20 protein-coding genes are annotated in these 19,923 nt (G+C 69.8%); 5 read left to right on the plus strand and 15 right to left on the minus strand.

Going from position 1 to position 19,923, the window contains the following annotated elements:
- Position 1 precedes the first annotated feature (1 nt).
- The 4 genes from ACVTJA_RS32455 to folP all read right to left on the minus strand — a co-directional run bounded on the left by ACVTJA_RS32455 (position 2) and on the right by folP (position 4,107).
- Positions 2–382, minus strand: a complete 381-nt coding sequence (locus ACVTJA_RS32455) for a holo-ACP synthase (RefSeq protein ID WP_465825439.1) — start codon at positions 380–382, stop codon at positions 2–4.
- A 6-nt stretch (positions 383–388) separates the two neighbouring features.
- A complete protein-coding gene (locus tag ACVTJA_RS32460; RefSeq protein ID WP_465825440.1) occupies positions 389–1,114 on the minus strand; it encodes a pyridoxine 5'-phosphate synthase in 726 nt (241 codons plus the stop codon).
- Between the two features lie 112 nt (positions 1,115–1,226).
- Complete coding sequence (glmM, locus tag ACVTJA_RS32465; protein ID WP_465825442.1) at positions 1,227–2,621, minus strand: phosphoglucosamine mutase; 1,395 nt, start codon at positions 2,619–2,621, stop codon at positions 1,227–1,229.
- A 262-nt stretch (positions 2,622–2,883) separates the two neighbouring features.
- The gene (gene folP, locus ACVTJA_RS32470) at positions 2,884–4,107 is read right to left on the minus strand and encodes a dihydropteroate synthase (protein WP_465825444.1); all 1,224 of its coding nucleotides are present in this window, start codon (positions 4,105–4,107) and stop codon (positions 2,884–2,886) included.
- Positions 4,108–4,391: 284 nt separating this feature from the next.
- On the opposite strand from folP, the gene ACVTJA_RS32475 reads away from it, so the two are divergent.
- Complete coding sequence (locus ACVTJA_RS32475) at positions 4,392–5,087, plus strand: pirin family protein (RefSeq protein ID WP_465825445.1); 696 nt, start codon at positions 4,392–4,394, stop codon at positions 5,085–5,087.
- Between the two features lie 92 nt (positions 5,088–5,179).
- Here the strand turns inward: ACVTJA_RS32475 and ftsH are convergent, their stop codons facing one another.
- Together ftsH and tilS are read right to left on the minus strand one after the other, a co-directional pair.
- On the minus strand, positions 5,180–7,096 hold the full coding sequence (ftsH, locus tag ACVTJA_RS32480) for an ATP-dependent zinc metalloprotease FtsH (protein ID WP_465825446.1): 1,917 nt from the start codon (positions 7,094–7,096) through the stop codon (positions 5,180–5,182).
- 130 nt (positions 7,097–7,226) lie between these two features.
- Positions 7,227–8,633, minus strand: a complete 1,407-nt coding sequence (gene tilS, locus ACVTJA_RS32485; RefSeq protein WP_465825447.1) for a tRNA lysidine(34) synthetase TilS — start codon at positions 8,631–8,633, stop codon at positions 7,227–7,229.
- A gap of 454 nt (positions 8,634–9,087) precedes the next feature.
- Here tilS and ACVTJA_RS32490 point away from each other — a divergent pair, with 454 nt between their 5' ends.
- The 3 genes from ACVTJA_RS32490 (at position 9,088) to ACVTJA_RS32500 (ending at position 11,277) form a co-directional block, all read left to right on the plus strand.
- Positions 9,088–9,291 (plus strand): TIGR04563 family protein, encoded by a 204-nt coding sequence (locus ACVTJA_RS32490; RefSeq protein ID WP_002638649.1) that lies wholly within the window; start codon positions 9,088–9,090, stop codon positions 9,289–9,291.
- 7 nt (positions 9,292–9,298) lie between these two features.
- Positions 9,299–9,580: a TIGR04563 family protein gene (locus ACVTJA_RS32495; protein ID WP_465825449.1), complete on the plus strand. Its 282-nt coding sequence runs from the start codon at positions 9,299–9,301 to the stop codon at positions 9,578–9,580.
- 140 nt (positions 9,581–9,720) lie between these two features.
- Positions 9,721–11,277 carry a ChaN family lipoprotein gene (locus tag ACVTJA_RS32500; RefSeq protein ID WP_465825451.1) on the plus strand — a complete coding sequence of 519 codons (1,557 nt, stop codon included), beginning with the start codon at positions 9,721–9,723 and terminating at the stop codon, positions 11,275–11,277.
- A gap of 60 nt (positions 11,278–11,337) precedes the next feature.
- On the opposite strand, the gene ACVTJA_RS32505 is transcribed toward ACVTJA_RS32500, so the two are convergent.
- The 4 genes from ACVTJA_RS32505 to ACVTJA_RS32520 all read right to left on the minus strand — a co-directional run bounded on the left by ACVTJA_RS32505 (position 11,338) and on the right by ACVTJA_RS32520 (position 14,174).
- Positions 11,338–11,757, minus strand: coding sequence for a hypothetical protein (locus ACVTJA_RS32505; RefSeq protein ID WP_465825452.1), 420 nt, complete (start codon positions 11,755–11,757; stop codon positions 11,338–11,340).
- Positions 11,758–11,920: 163 nt separating this feature from the next.
- The gene (locus tag ACVTJA_RS32510; protein WP_465825453.1) at positions 11,921–12,706 is read right to left on the minus strand and encodes a class I SAM-dependent methyltransferase; all 786 of its coding nucleotides are present in this window, start codon (positions 12,704–12,706) and stop codon (positions 11,921–11,923) included.
- Entirely contained in the window at positions 12,696–13,472 is a 777-nt protein-coding gene (locus ACVTJA_RS32515) for an SDR family NAD(P)-dependent oxidoreductase (protein ID WP_465825454.1), read from the minus strand. The genes ACVTJA_RS32510 and ACVTJA_RS32515 overlap by 11 nt, the downstream gene beginning before the upstream one ends.
- 75 nt (positions 13,473–13,547) lie before the next feature.
- Positions 13,548–14,174, minus strand: coding sequence for a TetR/AcrR family transcriptional regulator C-terminal domain-containing protein (locus ACVTJA_RS32520; protein ID WP_465825456.1), 627 nt, complete (start codon positions 14,172–14,174; stop codon positions 13,548–13,550).
- A gap of 83 nt (positions 14,175–14,257) precedes the next feature.
- Here ACVTJA_RS32520 and ACVTJA_RS32525 point away from each other — a divergent pair, with 83 nt between their 5' ends.
- The gene (locus ACVTJA_RS32525; protein WP_465825457.1) at positions 14,258–15,730 is read left to right on the plus strand and encodes an FAD-dependent monooxygenase; all 1,473 of its coding nucleotides are present in this window, start codon (positions 14,258–14,260) and stop codon (positions 15,728–15,730) included.
- A 31-nt stretch (positions 15,731–15,761) separates the two neighbouring features.
- On the opposite strand, the gene kce is transcribed toward ACVTJA_RS32525, so the two are convergent.
- From kce to kamD, 5 genes are read right to left on the minus strand one after another with little or no spacing between them, the layout of a single operon-like run.
- Entirely contained in the window at positions 15,762–16,589 is an 828-nt protein-coding gene (gene kce, locus ACVTJA_RS32530) for a 3-keto-5-aminohexanoate cleavage enzyme (protein WP_465825458.1), read from the minus strand.
- Entirely contained in the window at positions 16,586–16,984 is a 399-nt protein-coding gene (kal, locus tag ACVTJA_RS32535) for a 3-aminobutyryl-CoA ammonia lyase (protein WP_465825459.1), read from the minus strand. The genes kce and kal overlap by 4 nt, the downstream gene beginning before the upstream one ends.
- Positions 16,981–17,766, minus strand: coding sequence for a lysine 5,6-aminomutase subunit beta (gene kamE / locus ACVTJA_RS32540; RefSeq protein ID WP_465825460.1), 786 nt, complete (start codon positions 17,764–17,766; stop codon positions 16,981–16,983). Before kamE ends, kal begins: the two co-directional genes overlap by 4 nt.
- Positions 17,767–17,770: 4 nt before the next feature.
- Positions 17,771–18,247: a hypothetical protein gene (locus ACVTJA_RS32545; RefSeq protein WP_465825461.1), complete on the minus strand. Its 477-nt coding sequence runs from the start codon at positions 18,245–18,247 to the stop codon at positions 17,771–17,773.
- Complete coding sequence (kamD, locus tag ACVTJA_RS32550; protein ID WP_465825462.1) at positions 18,244–19,794, minus strand: lysine 5,6-aminomutase subunit alpha; 1,551 nt, start codon at positions 19,792–19,794, stop codon at positions 18,244–18,246. Before kamD ends, ACVTJA_RS32545 begins: the two co-directional genes overlap by 4 nt.
- Positions 19,795–19,923: the final 129 nt, after the last annotated feature.

Raw genomic sequence — 19,923 nt, forward strand, 5'->3', positions numbered from 1 at the left:
CTCACTCCCCTTTCTTCTGGAGCACCACCGTGGCCGCGGCCACGCCGGCGTCATGCGACAGCGCGAGGAAGGCCTCCAGCCCGCGCGCCTCCATCACCTCGCGCGCCACGCCGGAGAGCGCGAAGTACGGCGGCCCGCCGTCCCTTCGCACCTCCATGTCCTTCCACCGGATACCGGGCGGCGCGCCCAGCGCCTTCACCAGCGCCTCCTTCGCGGCCCACCGCGCCGCGTATGCGCTGGCCGCGTCGGCCCGGCCGCCACACAGCGCCCGCTCGGCTTCCGTGTACACACGGTTCAGGAAGGCCTCCGCGCGCGGGCCGTCCATGATGCGCTGAATCCGGGAGATGGAGCAGATGTCGAGGCCGAGGCCGACGATTCCCATGCCGCGCTACCCCGGGTTGCGCATCAGGTCCAACATCTCCCGCACCGCGCGCTCGAAGCCCACCAGCACCGCGCGCGCCACAATCGCGTGGCCGATGTTCAGCTCGTCAATCTCGGTGATGCGGGCAATGGGCTGCACGTTGTCGTAGTTGAGCCCGTGGCCCGCGGCCACGCCCATGCCCAGCTTCGCCGCCGCCTTCGCCGCGTCGACGATTCGCGCCAGCTCGCGAGCGCGCTCCTTCTCGTTGCGCGCCTCGCAGTAGCGGCCGGTGTGCAGCTCGATGCGGTCCGCGTTCACCTTGTGCGACGCGCGCACCTGGTCCAGGTCCGGGTCGATGAACAGCGAGACGGCAATCTCGCCGTCCTTGAGGTTCTTGATGATTTTCGCGACGTGCTCGCGCTGGCCCGCAACCTCGAGGCCGCCCTCGGTGGTGAGCTCCTCGCGCCGCTCGGGCACGAGCGTCACCACGTCCGGCTTGTGCTCGTAGGCAATCTTCACCATCTCCGCGGTGGCCGCCATCTCGAGGTTGAGCAGCGTCTGCACCGTCTCGCGGAGGATGCGCAGGTCGCGGTCCTGGATGTGCCGCCGGTCCTCGCGCAGGTGGATGGTGATCTGCTGCGCGCCGGCGAGCTCCGCCATGGCCGCCGCCGTCACCGGATCCGGGTATGTGGTGCGCCGCGCCTGACGCAGCGTCGCCACATGGTCCACGTTGACACCCAGTCGCTGTCCCATCGACCGCACCTCGCTTGGCGCGCGAGCACGGGATTGTCGATGGCCCCGGTACGCGCCGGCCCTTCTTTTCGCGGCCGGCGTCCGGAAGTCAACCGCTCTGAAGCCTCGGGCCTCAGCCGTTGAGCGACTTGGAGAGCGCCTGGGCAATCTCCTTGGCGTACGCCTCGTTGCGCGCGGCGTCCTCGCCCTCGATGAGCACGCGCACCTTCGGCTCCGTGCCGGAGAAGCGCACCAGCACGCGGCCGGCGTTGCCCAGCCGCTGCTCCACGCTCTTGATGGCCTTCATCACCTCCGGCAGCTCGCCCAGGTCCTTCTTCTGCTTCACGACGACATTGAGCAGCGTCTGGGGCACCGGCTCGAAGATGGAGGCCAGCTCGCTCAGCGGCTTGCCCTGGCGGCACATGACGGCCAGCAACTGCAACGCGGCCAGCGTGCCGTCACCGGTGGTGGTGTGGTCCAGGAAGATGAGGTGGCCGCTCTGCTCACCGCCCAGGTTGTAGCCATTGCGGCGCATCTCATCGACGACGTAGCGGTCACCCACGCGGGTGCGGGCCACCTTCACGCCCCAGCGCGACAGCGCGCGCTCCAGGCCGATGTTGCTCATCACCGTGGCGACGAGCGTCTTCTTCTTGAGCTGCTTGCGCGCGACGAGCTCGCCCGTGCAGATGGCCATGATGGCGTCGCCGTCCACCACCTTGCCCTTCTCGTCCACGACGATGAGGCGGTCCGCGTCGCCGTCCAGGGCGATGCCCAGGTGGGCGCCGTGCTTCACCACCGCGCGCGCCAGGTTCTCCGGGAACAGCGCGCCGCACTTGTGGTTGATGTTCTTGCCGTCCGGCGACACGCCGAGGGTAATCACCTTGGCGCCCAGCTCCTCGAGCACCGAGGGCGCCGTCTTGTAGGCCGCGCCGTTGGCGCAGTCGACGACGATGGTCATCCCCTCCAGCGTCAGCTCCCGGGGGAAGGTGGCCTTCAGGTAGACGATGTACCGGCCGCGCGCGTCCTCCATGCGGAACGCCCGGCCAATCTTCGTGGCCGTGGGACGGATGGAGTCGATGGAGCCGCTGGACACCAGCTCTTCAATCTTGCCTTCCGTCTCGTCCGGCAGCTTGAAGCCGTCGCGCCAGAAGAACTTGATGCCGTTGTCCTCGTAGGGGTTGTGCGACGCGGAGATGACCGCGCCCGCGTCCGCCCGCATGGAGGTGGTGATGTTGGAGATGCCCGGCGTCGGCAGCGGGCCCACGAGCTCCACGTCCACGCCCATGGAGATGATGCCGGCGGCCAGCGCCTGCTCGAGCATGTAGCCCGACAGCCGCGTGTCCTTGCCGATGATGACGCGATGCCGGTGCGGACCGTTGCGGATGAGGAACGCGAGCGCACGCCCGAGCTGCATCGCCACCTCGGCCGTCATCGGGTAGACGTTCGCCTTGCCGCGCACGCCGTCCGTACCGAACAGCTTCTGCGACGCCCGCTCCTCCTTGGGAGGCATGTTCATCCTGTACGCCATGTGTGCCGCTCCACCTTTCCCACGCCGGGCCTGCGCCGGCCTCTCGACGTCGGGGCTTATACCCCGCCCTCTATCCGAGCCCGAAGCAACGAACACGGTGTTCCCTGGGCAACCACCCAGGCATGCAGGCTTATCAACCTCAACGAGGTTGCGAAATCAGTACCAACGCTGACCGGAAGGCTCGGCCTCTCACAATGCCCCCCTGCTCAGGGTCCACTGGTGCCCGCAAGTCCACACATCGAGGACTGAAAGCCACACCAATTTACCGGCCATACAGCAGGCCACCCTCCATTCCTTGCCGGATGGCGTCCGCCACGGCCAGGGCATCCCGGGCCTCCGCCACGTCGTGCACCCTCACCACGTCGGCGCCCCCCAGCGCGGCCATGGCGGCCACGGAGCCCAGCGTCGCCGCCAGCCGCTCGGCGGCCGGCCTGCCCCCCGTGAGCTTCCCGAGGAAGCCCTTCCGGCTGGTGCCCACCAGCAGCGGCAGCCCCAGCACGCGCAGCTCGCCCAGCCGGCGCAGCAGGAAGAGGTTGTGGTCGAAGGTCTTCCCGAAGCCGATGCCCGGGTCCAGGAGGATGCGCTCGCGCGGCACGCCCGCCGCCACCGCCCGCGCCACGGCGTCCTCCAGGAAGGCCAGCACCTCGTCCACCAGGTCGTCGTAGCGCGGCGCCTGCTGCATGGTGGCCGGCGTGCCCTGGATGTGCATGAGGCAGCAGGCCGCGCCCGCCTCGGCCACCACGCGGGGCAGGTCCGCGTCCGAGGTGAACCCGGTGATGTCGTTGATGAGGTGCGCGCCCGCCTTCAGCGCCTCGCGCGCCACGGCCGCCTTGGTGGTGTCCACCGAGAGGGGCACGGACGTGCGCGCGCGCAGGCCCTGGATGACGGGCAGCACCCGCGCCACCTCCTCCTCCGCGCCCACCGCCTGCGAGCCCGGCCGGGTGGACTCTCCACCTACATCCAGCAGGTCCGCGCCCGCCTCGGCCAGCGCCACGCCGTGGGCGATGGCGGCCTCCGCGTCGAAGTAGCGCCCGCCGTCGGAGAAGCTGTCCGGCGTCACGTTGACGATGCCCATGACGTAGGTGCGCGAGCCCCACGCGAAGGTGCGCCCGCCCAGCTCCAGCGCCGCCGGGGCCCGGCCCGCCTCCAGGGCGCGCTCCAGCGCGGACGCCAGCCCCACCAGGGCACTGGACTTCGCGTGCGCCGCCGCGGCCAGCCGCTCCACCTGCTCGTGGCGTCCCACGAGCAGCCCCGTCCCCGGACGCGCCTGCGCGTCGCCGGGAATCCACGTGGGGTACTTCGCGGTGGCGTCCGAGCGCGACGCGAGGAAGCGGAGCGCGTCCTCCGTCAGCCCGGTGAGCAGCAACTGCACGTGGGGCAGCTTCGCCAGCAGCTCCTCGCGGGCCTCCGGGGCCAGCCCCATCCGCCGGAAGGCCAGCAGCAGGTCCTCGGGGCGGTCGGCGGCAATCGGACGGGCACGAATCATCGGCAGGGGCTCCTGAATGTGACGTCCCCACCCTACCCCCGTGCGCGCGCCCCGGCGCCGGACTTCTCGCCGAAGCGATGGATGCCGGGCACCCGCGCGGGGTGACGACGGCCCCTCGAGGGCCCCTCCCGCCGACTGCCCGAACGGCGGCGGCGTTTGTCCAATGGGTGGAACAGTCCTTCCCAGATTCCTCGTCTGGTGAGGAGGGGGGCGCTGTCGCATCTTCCTTCCCGAAGACGGAAGGGCCCTGGTGGCCGACGCCTTCCGAAGAAAGGAAGTACACCATGATGACCATTCGACCTGCTGACGCCCGCGGCCATGCGAACCACGGCTGGCTGGACTCGCACCACACCTTCTCGTTCGGCGGCTACTACGACCCGGACAACATGGGCTTCCGCGCCCTGCGCGTCATCAACGAGGACCGCGTCACGGCCGGCGAGGGTTTCGACACCCACCCGCACCGCGACATGGAAATCATCACCTACCCCCTCAGCGGGGCCATTGCCCACCGCGACAGCACGGGCGGCACGGGCCTCTTGCGCACGGGTGAGGTGCAGCGGATGACGGCCGGCACGGGCGTGCTGCACAGCGAGATGAACGGCTCGGACGATGAGCTGCACTTCCTGCAGATCTGGATCATCCCCGAGCGGCGGGGCCTCGAGCCGGGCTACGAGCAGAAGCTCTTCCCCGAGTCCGAGCGCAAGGGCCGCTGGAGGGTGGTGGCCAGCCGCGACGCACGCGAGGGCAGCCTCACCGTGCACCAGGACGTGTCGCTGCACAGCACGCTGCTGGGCGCCGGCGAGAAGGCCGAGTACACGCTCGCCCCGGGCCGCCACGCCTGGCTGCAGATGGCGCGCGGCAAGGCCACGCTCAACGGCGTGGAGCTGAAGACGGGTGACGGCGTGGCCGTGTCCGACGAGTCCAAGCTCGTCCTCACCGCCACCGAGCCCACCGAGGCGCTGCTCTTCGACCTCGCCTGAGCTCGCGGGAGCCCTGGCGCTGAAAAGCAGAAGGCCCTTCCCGGTACGCTGGGAAGGGCCTTCGTCGTTTCAGGACTCCAGAAGCCTGGGGCCTACGCCTTCTTCGGCTCCATGGCCGGCATGGCCTCGAGCGCATCGAGAATCTTGCGCTTGTCCTTCTTCTCGGTGGCCTTCGGCGGCGCGTTGATGCGCGGGGCCGGGCGCTCGCGGGTGAGCTGGCCACCCTGGAGGAGGATGTTCACGTCCTCGGCGTCCAGCGTCTCGTACTCCACCAGCGCATCGGACACGCGCTTGAGGGCCTCGAGGTTCTCCGTGAGCAGCTGCTTGCCCTTCTCGTAGCAGCCCACGACGATGCTGCGGACCTCGGAGTCAATCTGCCGCGCGGTGTCCTCGGAGTAGTCCTTGGACGAGTTGAAGTCGCGGCCGAGGAACACCTCACCGTCGCTCTTGCCGAACGCCAGGGGGCCCATCTTCTCGCTCATGCCCCAGCGGCACACCATGGCGCGCGCCGTCTCGGTGGCGCGCTCGATGTCGTTCGCCGCGCCGCTGCTCATCTCGTTGAACATGAGCTCTTCGGCGATGCGGCCGCCCATGGCCATGGAGATCTGGTCCAGCATCTGCTTCTTGTAGCCGTTGACCTTGTCCTCGGTGGGCAGGCTCCAGGTGACGCCCAGGGCCTGGCCGCGCGGGATGATGGTGACCTTGTGGAGCGGGTCGCAGCCGGGGAGGAGCTTGGCCAGCAGCGCGTGGCCCGCCTCGTGGACGGCGGTGTTCCGCTTCTCCTTCTCGGTCATGATCATGGACCGGCGCTCCGGACCCATGAACACCTTGTCCTTGGCGGCCTCGAAGTCGCTCAGGTCCACGCGCTCCTTGTTCTGGCGCGCGGCCATGAGGGCCGACTCGTTGACGAGGTTCTCCAGGTCCGCGCCCGTCATGCCGGGCGTACCGCGGGCGATGACGTCCAGCTCCACCTCGGGCGCCAGCGGCACGCGGCGGGTGTGCACCTTGAGCACGCCCAGGCGGCCCTTGAGGTCGGGGCGCGGCACCACGATGCGCCGGTCGAAGCGGCCCGGGCGCTGGAGCGCCGGGTCCAGCACGTCCGGACGGTTGGTGGCGGCAATCAGGATGACGCCGTCGTTGGACTCGAAGCCGTCCATCTCCACGAGGAGCTGGTTGAGCGTCTGCTCGCGCTCGTCATGGCCTCCGCCCAGGCCCGCGCCACGGTGGCGGCCCACGGCGTCGATTTCATCGATGAAGATGATGCAGGGGGCGTTCTTCTTGCCCTGCTCGAAGAGGTCGCGAACGCGGCTGGCGCCGACGCCCACGAACATCTCCACGAAGTCCGAGCCGGAGATGGAGAAGAACGGCACGCCGGCCTCACCCGCCACCGCGCGGGCGAGCAGCGTCTTGCCCGTACCCGGGGGGCCCATCATCAGCACGCCCTTGGGAATGCGGCCGCCGAGCTTGGTGAACTTCTTCGGGTCCTTGAGGAAGGCGACAATCTCCTCCAGCTCCTCCTTGCACTCGTCCACGCCGGCCACGTCCGCGAAGGTGACCTTGTTGTGGCTCTCGCTGAGGAGCTTGGCCTTCGACTTGCCGAAGGTCATCGCCTTGCCGCTGCCGCCCTGCAGCTGGCGCATGAAGAAGATGAAGAAGAGGAACAGGAAGACGACGGGCATCCACTGGCCGAGGATGGTCAGCCAGAGGCTGTTCTGCTCCTCGCGCTCGTACTTCACGTCCACGCCGTTGGCGCGGAGCTGGTTGAGCATGGTCGCGTCCGGCGCGGGACCCGTCGTACGGAACTTCTCGTTCGTATCGAGGAACTTGCCGGAGTAGGTGTTGCCCTTGACGGCGACTTCCTTGACCTTCTTCTCCTCCACCTTCGCCAGCAACGTGGTGAAGGAGGGTTCCTGGACGGGGTCCGTGCCCGAGGAGAAGAAGTTGTAGAAGGCGACGAAGAGGACGATCAGGATGACCCAGAGCCCGATGGTCTTGTAGGTCGAACGCACGTGTCAGCTGCCCTTTCGGTACTCGGCGGGATGAGGGCCGTGCTGGGAAATACCCCAGCTTTTTCCATCATTTGGCCGACACCAGGCGAGCAACCCAACGTCGGACCGTATCAGCAACAGCAAAAAGCCCTCAACTATTTAGGGGGTCGCGGCCATCCCCGCTCTCAATACTGCTTTCACTGCATAACGGAGGGGTCCGCTGAATGCTCGGACCCGGGGGCGTCGCACACAGGGACTGTCCGGAGGGACTTCCCTGGGGCGCGGGTGCCCACAGCCCGGGGAGCCACAGCACCTCTCCCCCAGCGTCCACCACCACCGGCCACGCGCCGCGCGCTTCCGCTGGCACCCGAAGGTCCACCAACAGGTCCTGGAGTTTTCGTTGTCCCGCCGCCGTCCGCACGCGGTCGCCCGGCTGGCGCGTCCGCACGGTGAGCGGCCAGCGCGTCGCATTCGCGAGCCCCAGGCCCCACACGCCCGCGGGCGGTGGCGACGGCTCCACGGAGAAGCGCCAGCCCGTGCCCTCCAGCGTGCCTCGCGCCCCCTCGCCTTCCAGGCGCAGCTCGGTGGTGACGCGCGGAGACGCCGGGCCCACGCAGCGCACGCGCCCGCTCGTGGTGCGCAGCACGAGCTCGCGGCCGAGCGAGGCCGTGCCGCCGCGCTCCACCCCGAGCAGCGCGCGCTTCAGCGCGGCGTCGTCCGCCAGCACGCCCGCTTCGTCCAGCAGCCGGGCGAGCACGCGCCTTCGCAGCGGTGGCTCCAGCGCGCGTACGCCCGTGGCGTCCAGGCTTCCGTCCTCCAGCACGAGCCGCTGCCACGCTTCGTCCGCCATGCGCGACAGGAGCGCGTCGTCCTCCGCCGCGTGCCGCGCGAAGGCTGCCAGCCGCGCCTCCACGCCATGGCCCGCCGCGCGCGAAAGGGCCGGCAGCGCGTCCTGGCGGATGCGCGTGCGGAAGAAGGCCGGGTCGGAGTTCATCGGGTCTGTCCAGTAGGAGACACCCTCGGCCGAGAGGAAGGCGAGCACCTCCTCGCGCGTGAGCTCCAGGAGCGGACGGACGAGCCCCGCGCGTGAGGCCTGGATGCCCGCCGCGCCGCGCAGCGAGGTGCCGCGCGCGAGCCGCATCAGGAGCGTCTCCGCCTGGTCGCTCGCAGTGTGAGCGGTGGCCACGGCATCCACCTCACGCTCGCGGCGCAACGCCTCCAACATCGTGTAGCGGGCCTCACGGGCTCTCGCCTCCAGCCCCGGCCCCGGGCACAGGTGCAGCTCGCGCACGTGGCAGGGCAGGCCATGCTCGGCGGCCAGCTGGGCAACCGCCTGCACCTCCGCCTGCGACTCGGGTCGGAGGCCATGGTTCAGTGTCGCGACCTCCACGCGCAGCCGCAGCGCGCGAGCGATGCGCACGGTGCCCACCAGCAGCGCGGTGGAGTCCGCGCCTCCGGAGACGGCGAGCAGCACCGAGCGCCCCTCGAGGCCGAGGCGCCTGTACGCCGCCTCCAGCGTCTGGGGCAGCGTGGGGGGTTGGGAGCGAGTGCGAGGCATCGGACAGGGGCGGAATGGATTGTCGAATGGCCGGGTTACAGAGGCGCGTGCGGTTGAAGGTAGGGGGGTCGGTTCTTATGATCGTCACACCGGATGGGCGTGGTCGCGGAAGCGGAAATAGACGCTTCTGCTGGGGATGTTGAGAGGACGGTCGAATTTCAAGGTGTTGGGCCTAGGGGTCCCCCCCCTCCCCCTCTGGGCCCACGGGTCCGCCAGGAGACTCACTCCCGGCGGTCCCTCTTTCCGAAGCGCCCCGGACTTCCTCTCGTGAGGTCCGGGGCGTTTCCTTTTTCGCGCCACGCTGCACACGTCAGGTGCGGCTGGACGTGCCCGGGTAATGAGCGTGCGGTCGCGGAATGAGTCCTCCGAAACCGTTGACCCTCTTGGGAGTCTGTCGGATAACGACCCCGGTGTGTTCAGGTCGTCACCTCGAATCCGCCCCGGAGACCCAGGTATGGCAGGCACTGACAAGCGCAAGCAGTCGCTGTACTTCCCCGAGGAGATGCTGAAGGAGATCCAGGAGGAAGCGACCCGCCAGGACCGCTCCCTGTCGTGGGTCGTTCAGCAGGCGTGGAAGATCGCCCGTGAGCGCATCAAGTCGTTCCCGGCCGTCAACGACGTGACTGGCGACGAGCGCCAGGACCCGCGTGAGGAGTAGCGAGGGCATGGCAACGACCGACCATCGCAAGCAAAGTCTCTACTTCCCCGAGGACATGCTGGAGGAAATCCAGCGTGAGGCGACGCGGCAGGACCGCTCGCTGTCCTGGATTGTCCAGCAGGCGTGGAAGGTGGCTCGTGGCGACATCCGGAAGATGCCTTCCGTGAATGACGTGCTGAGCCCGCCGCCGCGTCCCGCGCCGGCCCCCGTGGCTTCGGCGTCCTCGGCGGCTCCCTCGGCGGCGGCGCCCGTAGCGGCCGCGGCTGCGTCCTCGGACGAGTCCAAGTAGCCCGCGACGCCCGGCCCACCGGCACCACGAAGCCGGCGGGCCGCGCGGGTTGAGCGCGTCGGCCCACGCGCTCCGAGGCTCCCGAGAGGGGCCGTTTTTTTGCCGGGCCTCCTGTGCCGTGCGAGGGATCTGCGCACTCCATGCGCGACTCGCTGGCCTTGCACCTCGCACTGTTCCGCCGCCAGAGGGCGCAGCTCGCCCGGGTGGTGGACGGTCAGACCGAAGCCTTCCGCGCCTACGAGGCGCGCTACCGGCGGCGTACCGTCGGCTACCGGCGCATCGTCACGCTGCCCGCCGTGCACCAGCAGGTGCAGGCCGCGGACGTGGTCTACGTGGGCGACTACCACACGCTGCCGCTCGCGCAGCAGACGTACCTGACGCTGGTGGAGCGCGCGCTCGCCTCGGGCCGCCGCGTCGTCCTCGCGCTCGAGTGCGTGGAGGGCCGGCACCAGGCCTCGCTGGACGCGTGGCGCGCGGGCCGCCTGCAGGAGCGCGCCCTCTTCGAGCGGCTCGGCCTCTCTTCGGGCGGCAACGGCTTCGGCTCCGCCATGGGCACGCGCGCGGTGCTCGCCTTCGCGCGCAGGCACAAGCTGGAGGTGGTGGGCATCGACCGGCGCGCGCAGGGTGAGCGCTCGCTCGCGCTGCGAGATGCGTACGCCGCCGAGCGCATCGCCCGTGCCGCGCGCGCGGAGGACCGGCCGCTCGTCATGGTGCTGGTGGGCCAGTACCACGTGGCGCCGTGTCACCTGCCCGCGCAGGTGGAGCGGGCGCTCGGCGCGGATGCTCGGCGTGGCCTCGTCGTGTACCAGAACGCGGAGGGCGTCTGGTGGCGCCTGGCGCGCGAGGGACGCGTGGGCGCGGCCGAGGCAGTGGAAATGGCCGACGGCGCGCTGTGCCTGCTGAACGCCTCCCCCGTCGTGTGCCAGCAGAGCTTCCTGGACTACCTGGAGGCCGAGGCCGGTGACGCGCCGCTGGTGGACCGCAGCGCCGCGGAGCGCTTCCGGGAGATGGCGGAGCTGATTGGCCGGCTGGCCGGCGTGCCCGTGGTGCGCGAGCTGGACTCGGTGGACGTGGCCACGGCAGCGGACGGCGACGTGCTGGCGCGCATCCAGCGGCGCGGGCGCTTCACGCACTCGGAGCTGACGCAGCTGCGGCGGCACATCCTCTCGCGCGAGAGCGGGTACATCCCGCGCGCGCGCACCGCGTACCTCGCGTCCATGTCGCTGAACCACGCGGCGGAGGAGGCGGCGCACTTCGTCCGGCACTGCGCGGTGGGTGATGCCATGGAGGCGCCGCGCCGCGCGTCCGAGGCCTTCTACGCGCGCTGCCTGGAAGAGGCGCTGGGCTTCTTCGGCTCGAAGCTCGTCAACCCGCGGCGCACGAGCGCGGGGCTGGCCGAGTGGGCGAAGCGCTTCGGCGAGAGCCGGGGCGTGGACCGGCAGATTGCCGCCTTCGTGCTGGCCCACAAGGCCGCGGAGACGGAGGGCCCCGAGGAGGCCGTGAAGCTGCTCCCCCTGCGCAAGGACCGCCTCTTCCACGGTGTCAGCCACGCGCTGGGCTACCTGCTGGGCGACAGGCTCTACCAGGCCTTCGACGCGGGCCACGTGGCGAAGGTGGAGGTGCAGGCGCTGTTCCGCGACCCGTTCGTGGACCCGCGCGGCGCCTACTTCACGTGGGCCGGGCGCCTGGGCGTCTGAGCCGCGCGACTCAGCGCCGAGCCCGCGTGAAGCTTTCGGCGGACCCGGAGCGCTGGAGGACTACAGCTTCTGCGTGGGCGCGGACTGGGTGCCAGTCGCGGCGTCCTTCGGCTTGACGGCGCTCTTCACCTTCTCCTTGAAGGCGCGCATCTTCTCCCGCATCTGCGTGCGCTGCTCGTCGGTGAGCTTGCCGCCCGCCGCTTCGCGCTGGGCCTTCAGCTCGTCGCGGAGCTGCTGGCCCTCGGCCTTGAACTGGTCGGCCTGGGCCTGGGAGAGACGGCCCTCGGCCACCGCCCGGTTCAGTCGCTCCTCCAGGTGCCCGAAGCGCAACTTGTGCTTGAAGCCCCGATGCCCCCCGTGGCGGCCATGCTCATGGGTGGGCGTGGAAGACGGCGCGGGCGCGGACTCGGCGGCCAGCACCGGGGTGGCGAGCAGCAGCGACGCAACGACAGCGGACCGCAGGGCAGACGTCAGACGCATGATGGGATTCTCCTTCGGTTCCCGATGGCGCCGGGACTCACTGTCCCGTCGCCTCATGCCCTGAAGAACCCCGCGCCCGGCGAAAGGTTAAATCTCCCTCTGAAACGGGCCCGGAAATGGGTACCCGCGCGTGGGCCGCGGGCGCCCTCCCCTCCCCCACGCCCTACCGCGCCGCGGGCTTCACCGCGCGCGTGGCGATGAAGCCGGAGAGGTACTCGGACAGCTTGTCCCCGGGAACGTGGGTGTCCTCGTAGAAGCCCGTAATGGCGAAGCCCGCATCCGTCTGCCCACCGAGCTGGTCCTCCAGCGAGTGCGCGAAGACGAGGGGCTCGTCCTTGAACCGCGCGCGCTCCGCGTCCGTGAGGCTGGTGAAGTCCGAGTAGGGCATCTTGTACTTCAGTTGCAGGATGCCCTCCTGCTCCTTCGCGGGGTCGAACAGGTAGACGATGGGATTGCAGATGCCGGACAGCAGCGCGCCCCCGGGACGCAGCACGCGGAACGCCTCGCGCCACACGGGGCGGATGGTGTCCACGAAGCAGTTGGAGCACGGGTGGAAGACGAGGTCGAAGCTGCCGTCCTCGAAGGCGGACAAGTCCTTCATGTCCCCTTCCACCAGCCGGAGCTCCAGGCCATCGCGCTCGGCCACCTTGCGGTCCTGCCCGAGCTGTGCCGGCGAGTTGTCCAGCACCGTCACCCGCGCGCCCGCCGCCGCGAACACCGGCGCCTGCTGCCCACCCGCGCCCGCGAGGCACAGCACGTCCCTGCCCTTCAGCTCTCCGAACCACGCGCGAGGCACGGGCTTGTTGGGGGTGAGCACCACGCTCCACTCCCCGCGCCGCGCGGCGGCGATGACCTCCGGGCCCACCGGTAGGGTCCACCGGTCTCCCTTGGCCACCTGCCGGTTCCACGCTTCGCGGTTGTACTGCCGCACGTCGACGTCAAGTGTCATGCAACACCCGTCCTTCCATGCCGCCAGCCACGGTGATGATTTCTCCCGTGACGTGGCCGGAGACGCGGTCTGACGCGAGCGACACCACCACGCGCGCGACGTCCTCCGGCTGCCCCACCTTCCGCAGGGGCATGGTGCGCGTCACCCGCTTCACGAAGTTCGGGTCGTTCATCTTGTCGCCGTGCCGCTCCACCGCCGTCCACCCGGGGCACACCACGTTGACGCGGCCCAGCGGAGCAATCCGCCCGAGCTCATTCTTCAGGCTCTTCACGAAGCCGCCCGCCAGCGCGCCCTTCGCGGCCGCGTAGTCCGAGTGTCCCGCCTCGCCGAACAGCCCCGCCGTGGAGCTGATGATGACGATGTTGCCCGTGCCCGTGGTGGCCACGTGCCGCAGGAAGGCGCGGCAGGAGAGGAACACGCTGTCCAGGTTCTCCGCCAGCGTGCGGCGCCAGCGCTCCAGCGACATCTGCCACACCGGCTCATCGGGCCTGGGCCACACGCCCGCGTTGCACACCAGCACGTCCAGCCGCCCCAGCGCGGACACCGCCGCGGGCACCAGCGCGTCCACGTCCGCCTCCACCGTCAGGTCCGCGCGCACCGCCGCGCCGCCCACCTCGCGAGCCAGCGCCTCCGCGCCCTTCGCGTTGGAGTGGTAGTGCACCGCCACCTTCGCGCCCTCCTCGTGGAACGCGCGAGTCAGCGCCGTGCCGATTCCACCCGCGCCGCCCGTGACGAGTACGCCCTTGCCCTTCAGCTCCGTGTCCATTCGGAAGGCTCCATCCTGCTCCCGCGCCTCGCGGGAAATGGGGCGCCATGATGCCCCACCCGCCCGGGCACGGCATCAGCGCCGGGGCTTGCGGTTGCGCAGTCCGGACAGCAGCAGCTCCAGCCCGAAGGCAAAGCGCGCGTCGAAGTCCGGGTCGACGATGGCGTCCGCCGCCGCCGCGACGTGGGGGAAGCGCCCCTTGGCGAGCGCCCGAATCCGCTCGGCCACCGGAGGGCCCTCCGCCTTCTTCGCGCCGAGCGACTGCTCCTCGATGGTGAAGCCGAGCACGTAGTCGAGGACGGAGAAGGCCGCCCAGCTCGCCTCGCGCGGCTTCAGGCCCGCCCGGCCCAGCGCGCCGATGAGCAGGTCGCTGACGCGCAGCGTGTTCTCCGACACCACGGTGGTGCCGGCATACACGCGAGCCCCATCGCGATGGCTCATGAAGGCACGCCGCAGCTCGCCGGCCACGCCCTTCACCTTCGCTTCCCATCCGGCGTCCGCGTCCTGCTCGCGGCCCACGTCCTCGAGCAGCGCGTCCGCCATCGTCTCCAGCAGCACCTGCTTGCTGGGGAAGTGCCAGTAGAGCGACGGCGCCTGGATTTCGAGCGCCTGCGCCAGCGCGCGCATCGTCATCCCCTCCACGCCGATTTCATCCACCAGCGTCCACGCCGCTCGGACGACCTGCTCTCGTTGGATTCGCATGCGCCTCCGGCACTCCGGCTTGACAACCTAACATTGTTAGTTATTCCCTAACAACGTTAGATTGCCCGTCCGGGAGGAGCGTCATGGAGGAAGCCGTCGAGGTCGCAGTCGTCGGAGGTGGTCCCACGGGGTTGTTCCTGGCCTGCGAGCTGGCCCTGGCGGGAGTCCGGGTCCGCGTGTTCGAGCGCCGCACGGAGCCGGTGCGCGAGTCACGTGCGCTGACGATGCATCCGCGCTCCCTCGAGGTGCTCGCGCTGCGGGGCCTGGAGGAGCGGTTCCTGAGCCGGGGCCGGCCGCTGCCCACCGGGCACTTCGGGATGCTCGACACGCGGCTGGATTTCTCCGGGCTCGACACGACGTACCGCTTCACCCTGTTCCTCCCGCAGGCGGTGACGGAGGCGCTGCTGGAGGAGCGGGCGCGCGAGCTGGGCGTGGACCTGAGGCGCGGGCACGCGGTGGAAGGGCTGCGGCAGGACGCGGAGGGCGTGGAGCTCTCCGGCACCGCCGAGGGACGGCCGTTCCGCTGCCACGCGAGGTACGTGGTGGGCGCGGATGGGGCGCGCAGTGTCGTCCGTCAGCTCGCGGGCATCGCGTTTCCCGGAACGGACACCACCCGCACCTCCATGCTGGGAGACGTGACGCTCGACTCGCCGCCGTCCGCACCCTTCCTCGCCCTCACCCATGCGCGAGGCGGCGTGGTCATCGTCCCGCTCGGCCCGGGCGTCCACCGCGTCATCGTCACGGACCCGGAGCGGGAGGGCACGCCGCTGAAGGAGCCCGTGACGCTCGACGAGCTCCGCGCCAGCGTCACCCGCATCGCCGGCTCGGACCTCGGCATGCGCGACCCACGGTGGCTGTCGCGCTTCGGGAACGAGACGCGGCTCGCGGAGCACTACCGGGCCGGACGCGTGCTGCTCGCGGGAGACGCGGCGCACATGCACTTCCCGGCGGGCGGCCAGGGCCTCAACGTGGGCCTGCAGGACGCGATGAACCTGGGCTGGAAGCTCGCGGCCGTCGTGAAGGAAGGCGCGCCGGACGCGCTGCTGGACAGCTACCACCGGGAGCGCCATGGCGTGGGCCAGGCCCTGCTGCGCAACACAGAGGCGCAGTCCGCCCTCATGGGCTTCACGCCCGAGACACTGGCCCTGCGCGAGCTGATGAACGGGCTGCTGAAGCACCCCGCCGTGAATCGGGAGCTCGCGGAGCACCTCGGCGGGCTCGACGTGCGCTACCCGGCGCTGGACGTCCTCGGGCCCACCAACAACGAGGCCTCGCTGCTCCCGGAGTGGACGGGCCGGAGGTTGCCCGACATGGAGCTGCAGCGCTTCCTCGGTGGCACCCAGCGTCTCTACTCCGCCCTGCATGGAGGCCGCTGGCTGCGGCTCCAGGTGGCACTGAGCAACCGGATGTTCCCCGACGAAACGGGAATGAGGCCGTCATGGAGGCCCCGTGCCGAGCACCTCTACGCGCGTCCCGCGCAGGAGGGAGCGCAACTCCAGGGGGTGGGCTGGATGCTCATCCGTCCGGACGGGCACGTGGCACGGGCCTGGGCGTGATGAGCGCCCGGGCCCGGCCTGAATGCCTCACTCAGGAGAGGCGCAGCAGCTTCCGCGCCTGCTCGGGCGTGGCCAGCTCGCGGCCGTTCGCGCGAGCGCGCTTCGCGGCCTCGGCGACCAGCTCCCAGTTGCCCTTCGCGAGCACGCCCTTGGACACGTAGATGTTGTCCTCCAGGCCCACGCGCGCATTGCCCCCGCGCTTCGCCGCCTCGTCCACGTACGGAAGCTGATGCCGCCCCACGCCGGCCACCGTCCAGGTGGAGCCCTCCGGCAGCGAGGCAATCATCAAATCCAACACCTCCGGCCGCGGCTGCAGCGTGCCCGGCACGCCCAGCACGAAGTCGAAGTGCGCCGGCAGGTCCACCAGCCCCTCCTTCGCGAGGTAGCGGGCCTCGTCAATCATCCCCAGGTCGAAGCACTCCAGCTCCGGCCTGAGCCCCAGCGCGCGGATGCGCTTCGCGATGTCCCGCACCAGCGGGCGCGGATTCCAGAACACGTCCTCGCCGAAGTTCACCGTGCCGGTGGTCAGCGTGGCCATGTCCGGCCTGTCGGGGCCGGTGAGCGTCAACGGACCGCAGCGCTGGTCCACCGTCATGCCCACCGCGCCGCCGGTGGACGTCTGGATGAGCACGTCCGTGCGCTTGCGGATGGCGCGGATGGCGGCGCGGAACAGCTCCGCGTCCTGCGAGGGCTTGCCGTCCGCGGTGCGCACGTGCAGGTGCACCATGGCCGCGCCGGCCTCGCGGCAGCGCGCCGCGTCCTCGGCAATCTCCTCGGCGGTAATCGGCAGGTTCGGATTCTGCTCGCGCGTCGTCTCCGCGCCGACCATCGCCGCGGTGATGACCATGGGGGTGCTCATCGCTGACCTCGCTGCTTGTCCTTCGGAACCACGCAGGTGCCCGAAGCACGGCACACCACCACCGGCTCCTGCAACAGGTCCGCCGCCGAATCGTTCACGTCCGGGCGCGGCCGGATGACCTTGCGCGCCTCGAAGCGCATTTTCCGCGACGTGTTGCCCGCGCTGATGATTTCCCCTTCCGCTTCGATGAAGTCCCCGGCGTACACGGGCGCGAGGAACTCCACCGAGTCATAGGCGCGGAACAGCCCCTCGTCGCCGTCGCTGCGGATGCACAGCTCCGTGGCCACGTCGCCGAAGAGGCCCAGCATGCGCGCGCCGTCCACCAGGTTGCCGCCGTAGTGCGCGTCATGGCTGCTCATGCGCAGGCGGATGATGGCCTTCGTCCCCGTGCTCACTTGGGCTCTCCCTGGTAGTGCATGTCCTGCGGCTCCTTGCCTTCCTTCTTCAGGAGCGCGTGGACGATGTAGTTGGCCACGTCCGACGGCTTGGTGCCCGGACCGAAGCCGGCGTCGAAGCCCAGCTCCAGCGCCAGCTTGTGGTCCACGCGCGGCCCGCCCAGGAGCAGCTGCACCTTGCCGTGGATGCCCGCCGCCTTCGCCGCGTCGATGAACTGGCGCGAGTTGTCCTTGTGCACGTCGCGCTGCGTGACGACCTGGCTCACCAGGATGGCGTCGGCATTCTTCGCCATCGCCTTCTTGATGAGGTCCTCGTTGGGCACCTGGCTGCCGAGGTTGAACGCCTCGAAGCCCGGGTAGCGCTCCAGGCCGTAGTCGCCCGCGTAGCCCTTCATGTTGAGGATGGCGTCGATGCCCACCGTGTGCGTGTCCGTGCCGGTGCACGCGCCGAACACGACGATGCGGCGGCCCACCTTCTCCTTGATGAAGGCGTTGAGGTCGTCGAAGGACATCTTCTTCACGACGACTTCGGGCACGTCGATTTCGGCGTAGTCCAGCGTCACGTTGGAACGGGCGTAGACGATGAAGAAGGTGTAGCTGTCCGCCGCGCGCTCGGCGGCGGCCACCTTCACGTCGGTGAAGCCCATCTTCTTCGTGAAGACGGCGGCGGCCTCCTTGGCCTTCTCCGACAGCGGCACCGGCAGCGTGAAGGACAGCTGCACCACGCCGTCGTCGCGCCGGTCGCCATAGGGACGGATGATCTGCTTGCTCGGCTTCACCATCGGCTCATTTCCCCCCGGCCCGCTGCAGCTTCACGCTCGTGCCGACCTTCTCCGCCAGCGGCGCGAAGCGCTCCTTCTTGCCCTGCTCCAGGTAGAAGACGACGGACCACGTCGTCTTCCCGTCGCACCCCACGTACGTCACCGTGTCCACCGCGCCGCCCGTGGGCGACTGGTCCGTGTCCTGCCGCTTCGCCGCCGGCTGGCCGCCCACCTTGAGGCGCTCCCAGTTGGCGCCGCCAATGGACTTCACGATCTTGTCCACGCACGTGTCGGCCTTCATGCCGGCCGTCTGCACCGCGCCCACGTCCACGAGGAAGTAGGCATCACCGCTGGGCGCGGTGAACTTGTTGGTGCCGTCCTCCACCTGGCGCGTCCACGCCGCCGGGACCTGGAGCGCCACGTTCTTCACCTGGAACTGCGCCAGCGCATCCGCGGAGCCACCCGCAGCCACCACCATGGCGAGAATCGAACCGAGCATCACGCAGCCTCCAGCAAGTCCAGGAACGGGTTGAAGTAATCCGGGGCCTTCTCCAGCACGCCATCCAGGCCCTTGCCGCCAGTCTCTTCGCGCTTCACGTCACCGAAGTGGCCCTTGCCGATGGCCGCCACCATGCCTTCGTCGCGGCACTCCTGGAGGAGCGCCATCGCCCTGCCGAACACCTCGCGGGCGCGGTTGGCGATCTTCCCGTCCTCGCGAACGGTGAACTCCTCGTCGATGCCACGCGCGGCACGGTGGATGTACGACGCGGACTTGAGCGCCACGTACCGGTCCGCGAGCAGCGGCGTGTGCATGGCCTCGGTCATCATGCCCAGCAGCTGGATGCCCTGCCGCGTCCAGATGGCCACCAGGTCCGCCATCACGTCGTACGCGTGGCTGAAGAAGATGTCCGTCTCCTTGTGCTTGGTGGGCGGCATGTACTTCAGCGGCGCATTGGGGAAGCAGCGGCGCACCAGCATGGCCTGCGACAGCTCCAGGAGCAGCGTGTCGTCCCGGTACGGGTCGATTTCGTACGAGTGGCCAATGCCGAGCTGCCAGTCCTTGAGGCCCGCGCGCTTGGCGAAGCACTCGTTGATGAACTGGCTGGCGATGACGGTGTGGGCCGCCTCGTACGCGTCCGCGGTGGTGATGTAGTTGTCCTCGCCGGTGTTGATGATGATGCCGGCGGCGGCGCAGATGCGGCGGCTGAAGTACTGGTCGATGAACGTGCGCCGCATGTTGATGTCACGGAAGAGGATTCCGTACATCGCGTCGTTGAGCAGCATGTCCAGCTTCTCGAAGGCCGCGCAGAAGGCAATCTCCGACATGCAGAGGCCGGACGAGTAGTTGGTGAGCTGGATGTAGCGCTTGAGCTTGCGGCTCTCCTCGTCCAGGGCCTCGCGCATGATGCGGAAGTTCTCCTGGGTGGCATAGGTGCCGCCGTAGCCCTCCGTCGTCGCGCCGTGGGGCACGTAGTCCAGCAGGGACTGCGCGGTGGAGCGGATGACGGCGATGACGTCCGCGCCGGCCTGGGCGGCCGCACGGGCCTGGTCCACGTCGTCGTAGATGTTGCCCGTGGCGACGATGACGTACTTGTGCGGCGCGGGCGACATGGGGAACTGCTCGCGGAGCCCGTTGCGCTGGGCGACGCGGGACTTCAGGTCCTCGAAGGCCGCACGGGCCTCGGAGCGGACCTCCTCGCGGAGGTTGTGCTCCTGGTCGGCGGACAGCGGGCCCAGCTTGTCGGTGGGCAGCGCGGTGAGTCGCTCCACGGCCTCCAGGGGGCTCTTGGCGCCCAGGTGCAGCGCGCGGCCGTACCAGTAGGCGGCGCCCTTGTTGAGCACCCCGGCGGCCTTGAGCTTGTCGACCATCAGGTTGGCGAGCGGCACGCCCCGCGCGCCAGCTCCGGAAATACCGAAGAAGCGCAACACGGTGCGCTCGGTGGATACAGTGGTGTTGCGGCGGATGAGGTCGAAGATCGGATTGACGATCTCCTCCGCCAGCTTGCGCGCCTGGTCGATCTGCGCGTCTTCAATGAACGGGCCTGGCATGCGCGCACCTTACCCGCCAAAGCGCCCACCGGAAGGGCCAAGCGCACCGGTGGCGCCCTGGCGCACCGCATTATCGGTTTCATGAGGCGCCACACCGACGGAGCGGTGAAATCAACCACCGAACGGCCG

Source organism: Pyxidicoccus sp. M6 (assembly GCF_055568925.1).

Bases quoted from the DNA above. Each gene is read 5' to 3' on its own strand.
- glmM (WP_465825442.1), bottom strand. From the start codon at position 2,621: ATGGCGTACAGGATGAACATGCCTCCCAAGGAGGAGCGGGCGTCGCAG.
- ACVTJA_RS32475 (WP_465825445.1), top strand. From the start codon at position 4,392: ATGATGACCATTCGACCTGCTGACGCCCGCGGCCATGCGAACCACGGC.
- ACVTJA_RS32510 (WP_465825453.1), bottom strand. From the start codon at position 12,706: ATGACACTTGACGTCGACGTGCGGCAGTACAACCGCGAAGCGTGGAAC.
- ACVTJA_RS32515 (WP_465825454.1), bottom strand. From the start codon at position 13,472: ATGGACACGGAGCTGAAGGGCAAGGGCGTACTCGTCACGGGCGGCGCG.
- kamE (WP_465825460.1), bottom strand. From the start codon at position 17,766: ATGGTGAAGCCGAGCAAGCAGATCATCCGTCCCTATGGCGACCGGCGC.
- ACVTJA_RS32520 (WP_465825456.1), bottom strand. From the start codon at position 14,174: ATGCGAATCCAACGAGAGCAGGTCGTCCGAGCGGCGTGGACGCTGGTG.
- ACVTJA_RS32525 (WP_465825457.1), top strand. From the start codon at position 14,258: ATGGAGGAAGCCGTCGAGGTCGCAGTCGTCGGAGGTGGTCCCACGGGG.
- ACVTJA_RS32495 (WP_465825449.1), top strand. From the start codon at position 9,299: ATGGCAACGACCGACCATCGCAAGCAAAGTCTCTACTTCCCCGAGGAC.
- ACVTJA_RS32500 (WP_465825451.1), top strand. From the start codon at position 9,721: ATGCGCGACTCGCTGGCCTTGCACCTCGCACTGTTCCGCCGCCAGAGG.
- ACVTJA_RS32455 (WP_465825439.1), bottom strand. From the start codon at position 382: ATGGGAATCGTCGGCCTCGGCCTCGACATCTGCTCCATCTCCCGGATT.
- kamD (WP_465825462.1), bottom strand. From the start codon at position 19,794: ATGCCAGGCCCGTTCATTGAAGACGCGCAGATCGACCAGGCGCGCAAG.
- ACVTJA_RS32460 (WP_465825440.1), bottom strand. From the start codon at position 1,114: ATGGGACAGCGACTGGGTGTCAACGTGGACCATGTGGCGACGCTGCGT.
- kce (WP_465825458.1), bottom strand. From the start codon at position 16,589: ATGAGCACCCCCATGGTCATCACCGCGGCGATGGTCGGCGCGGAGACG.
- folP (WP_465825444.1), bottom strand. From the start codon at position 4,107: ATGATTCGTGCCCGTCCGATTGCCGCCGACCGCCCCGAGGACCTGCTG.
- ACVTJA_RS32505 (WP_465825452.1), bottom strand. From the start codon at position 11,757: ATGCGTCTGACGTCTGCCCTGCGGTCCGCTGTCGTTGCGTCGCTGCTG.
- tilS (WP_465825447.1), bottom strand. From the start codon at position 8,633: ATGCCTCGCACTCGCTCCCAACCCCCCACGCTGCCCCAGACGCTGGAG.
- ACVTJA_RS32490 (WP_002638649.1), top strand. From the start codon at position 9,088: ATGGCAGGCACTGACAAGCGCAAGCAGTCGCTGTACTTCCCCGAGGAG.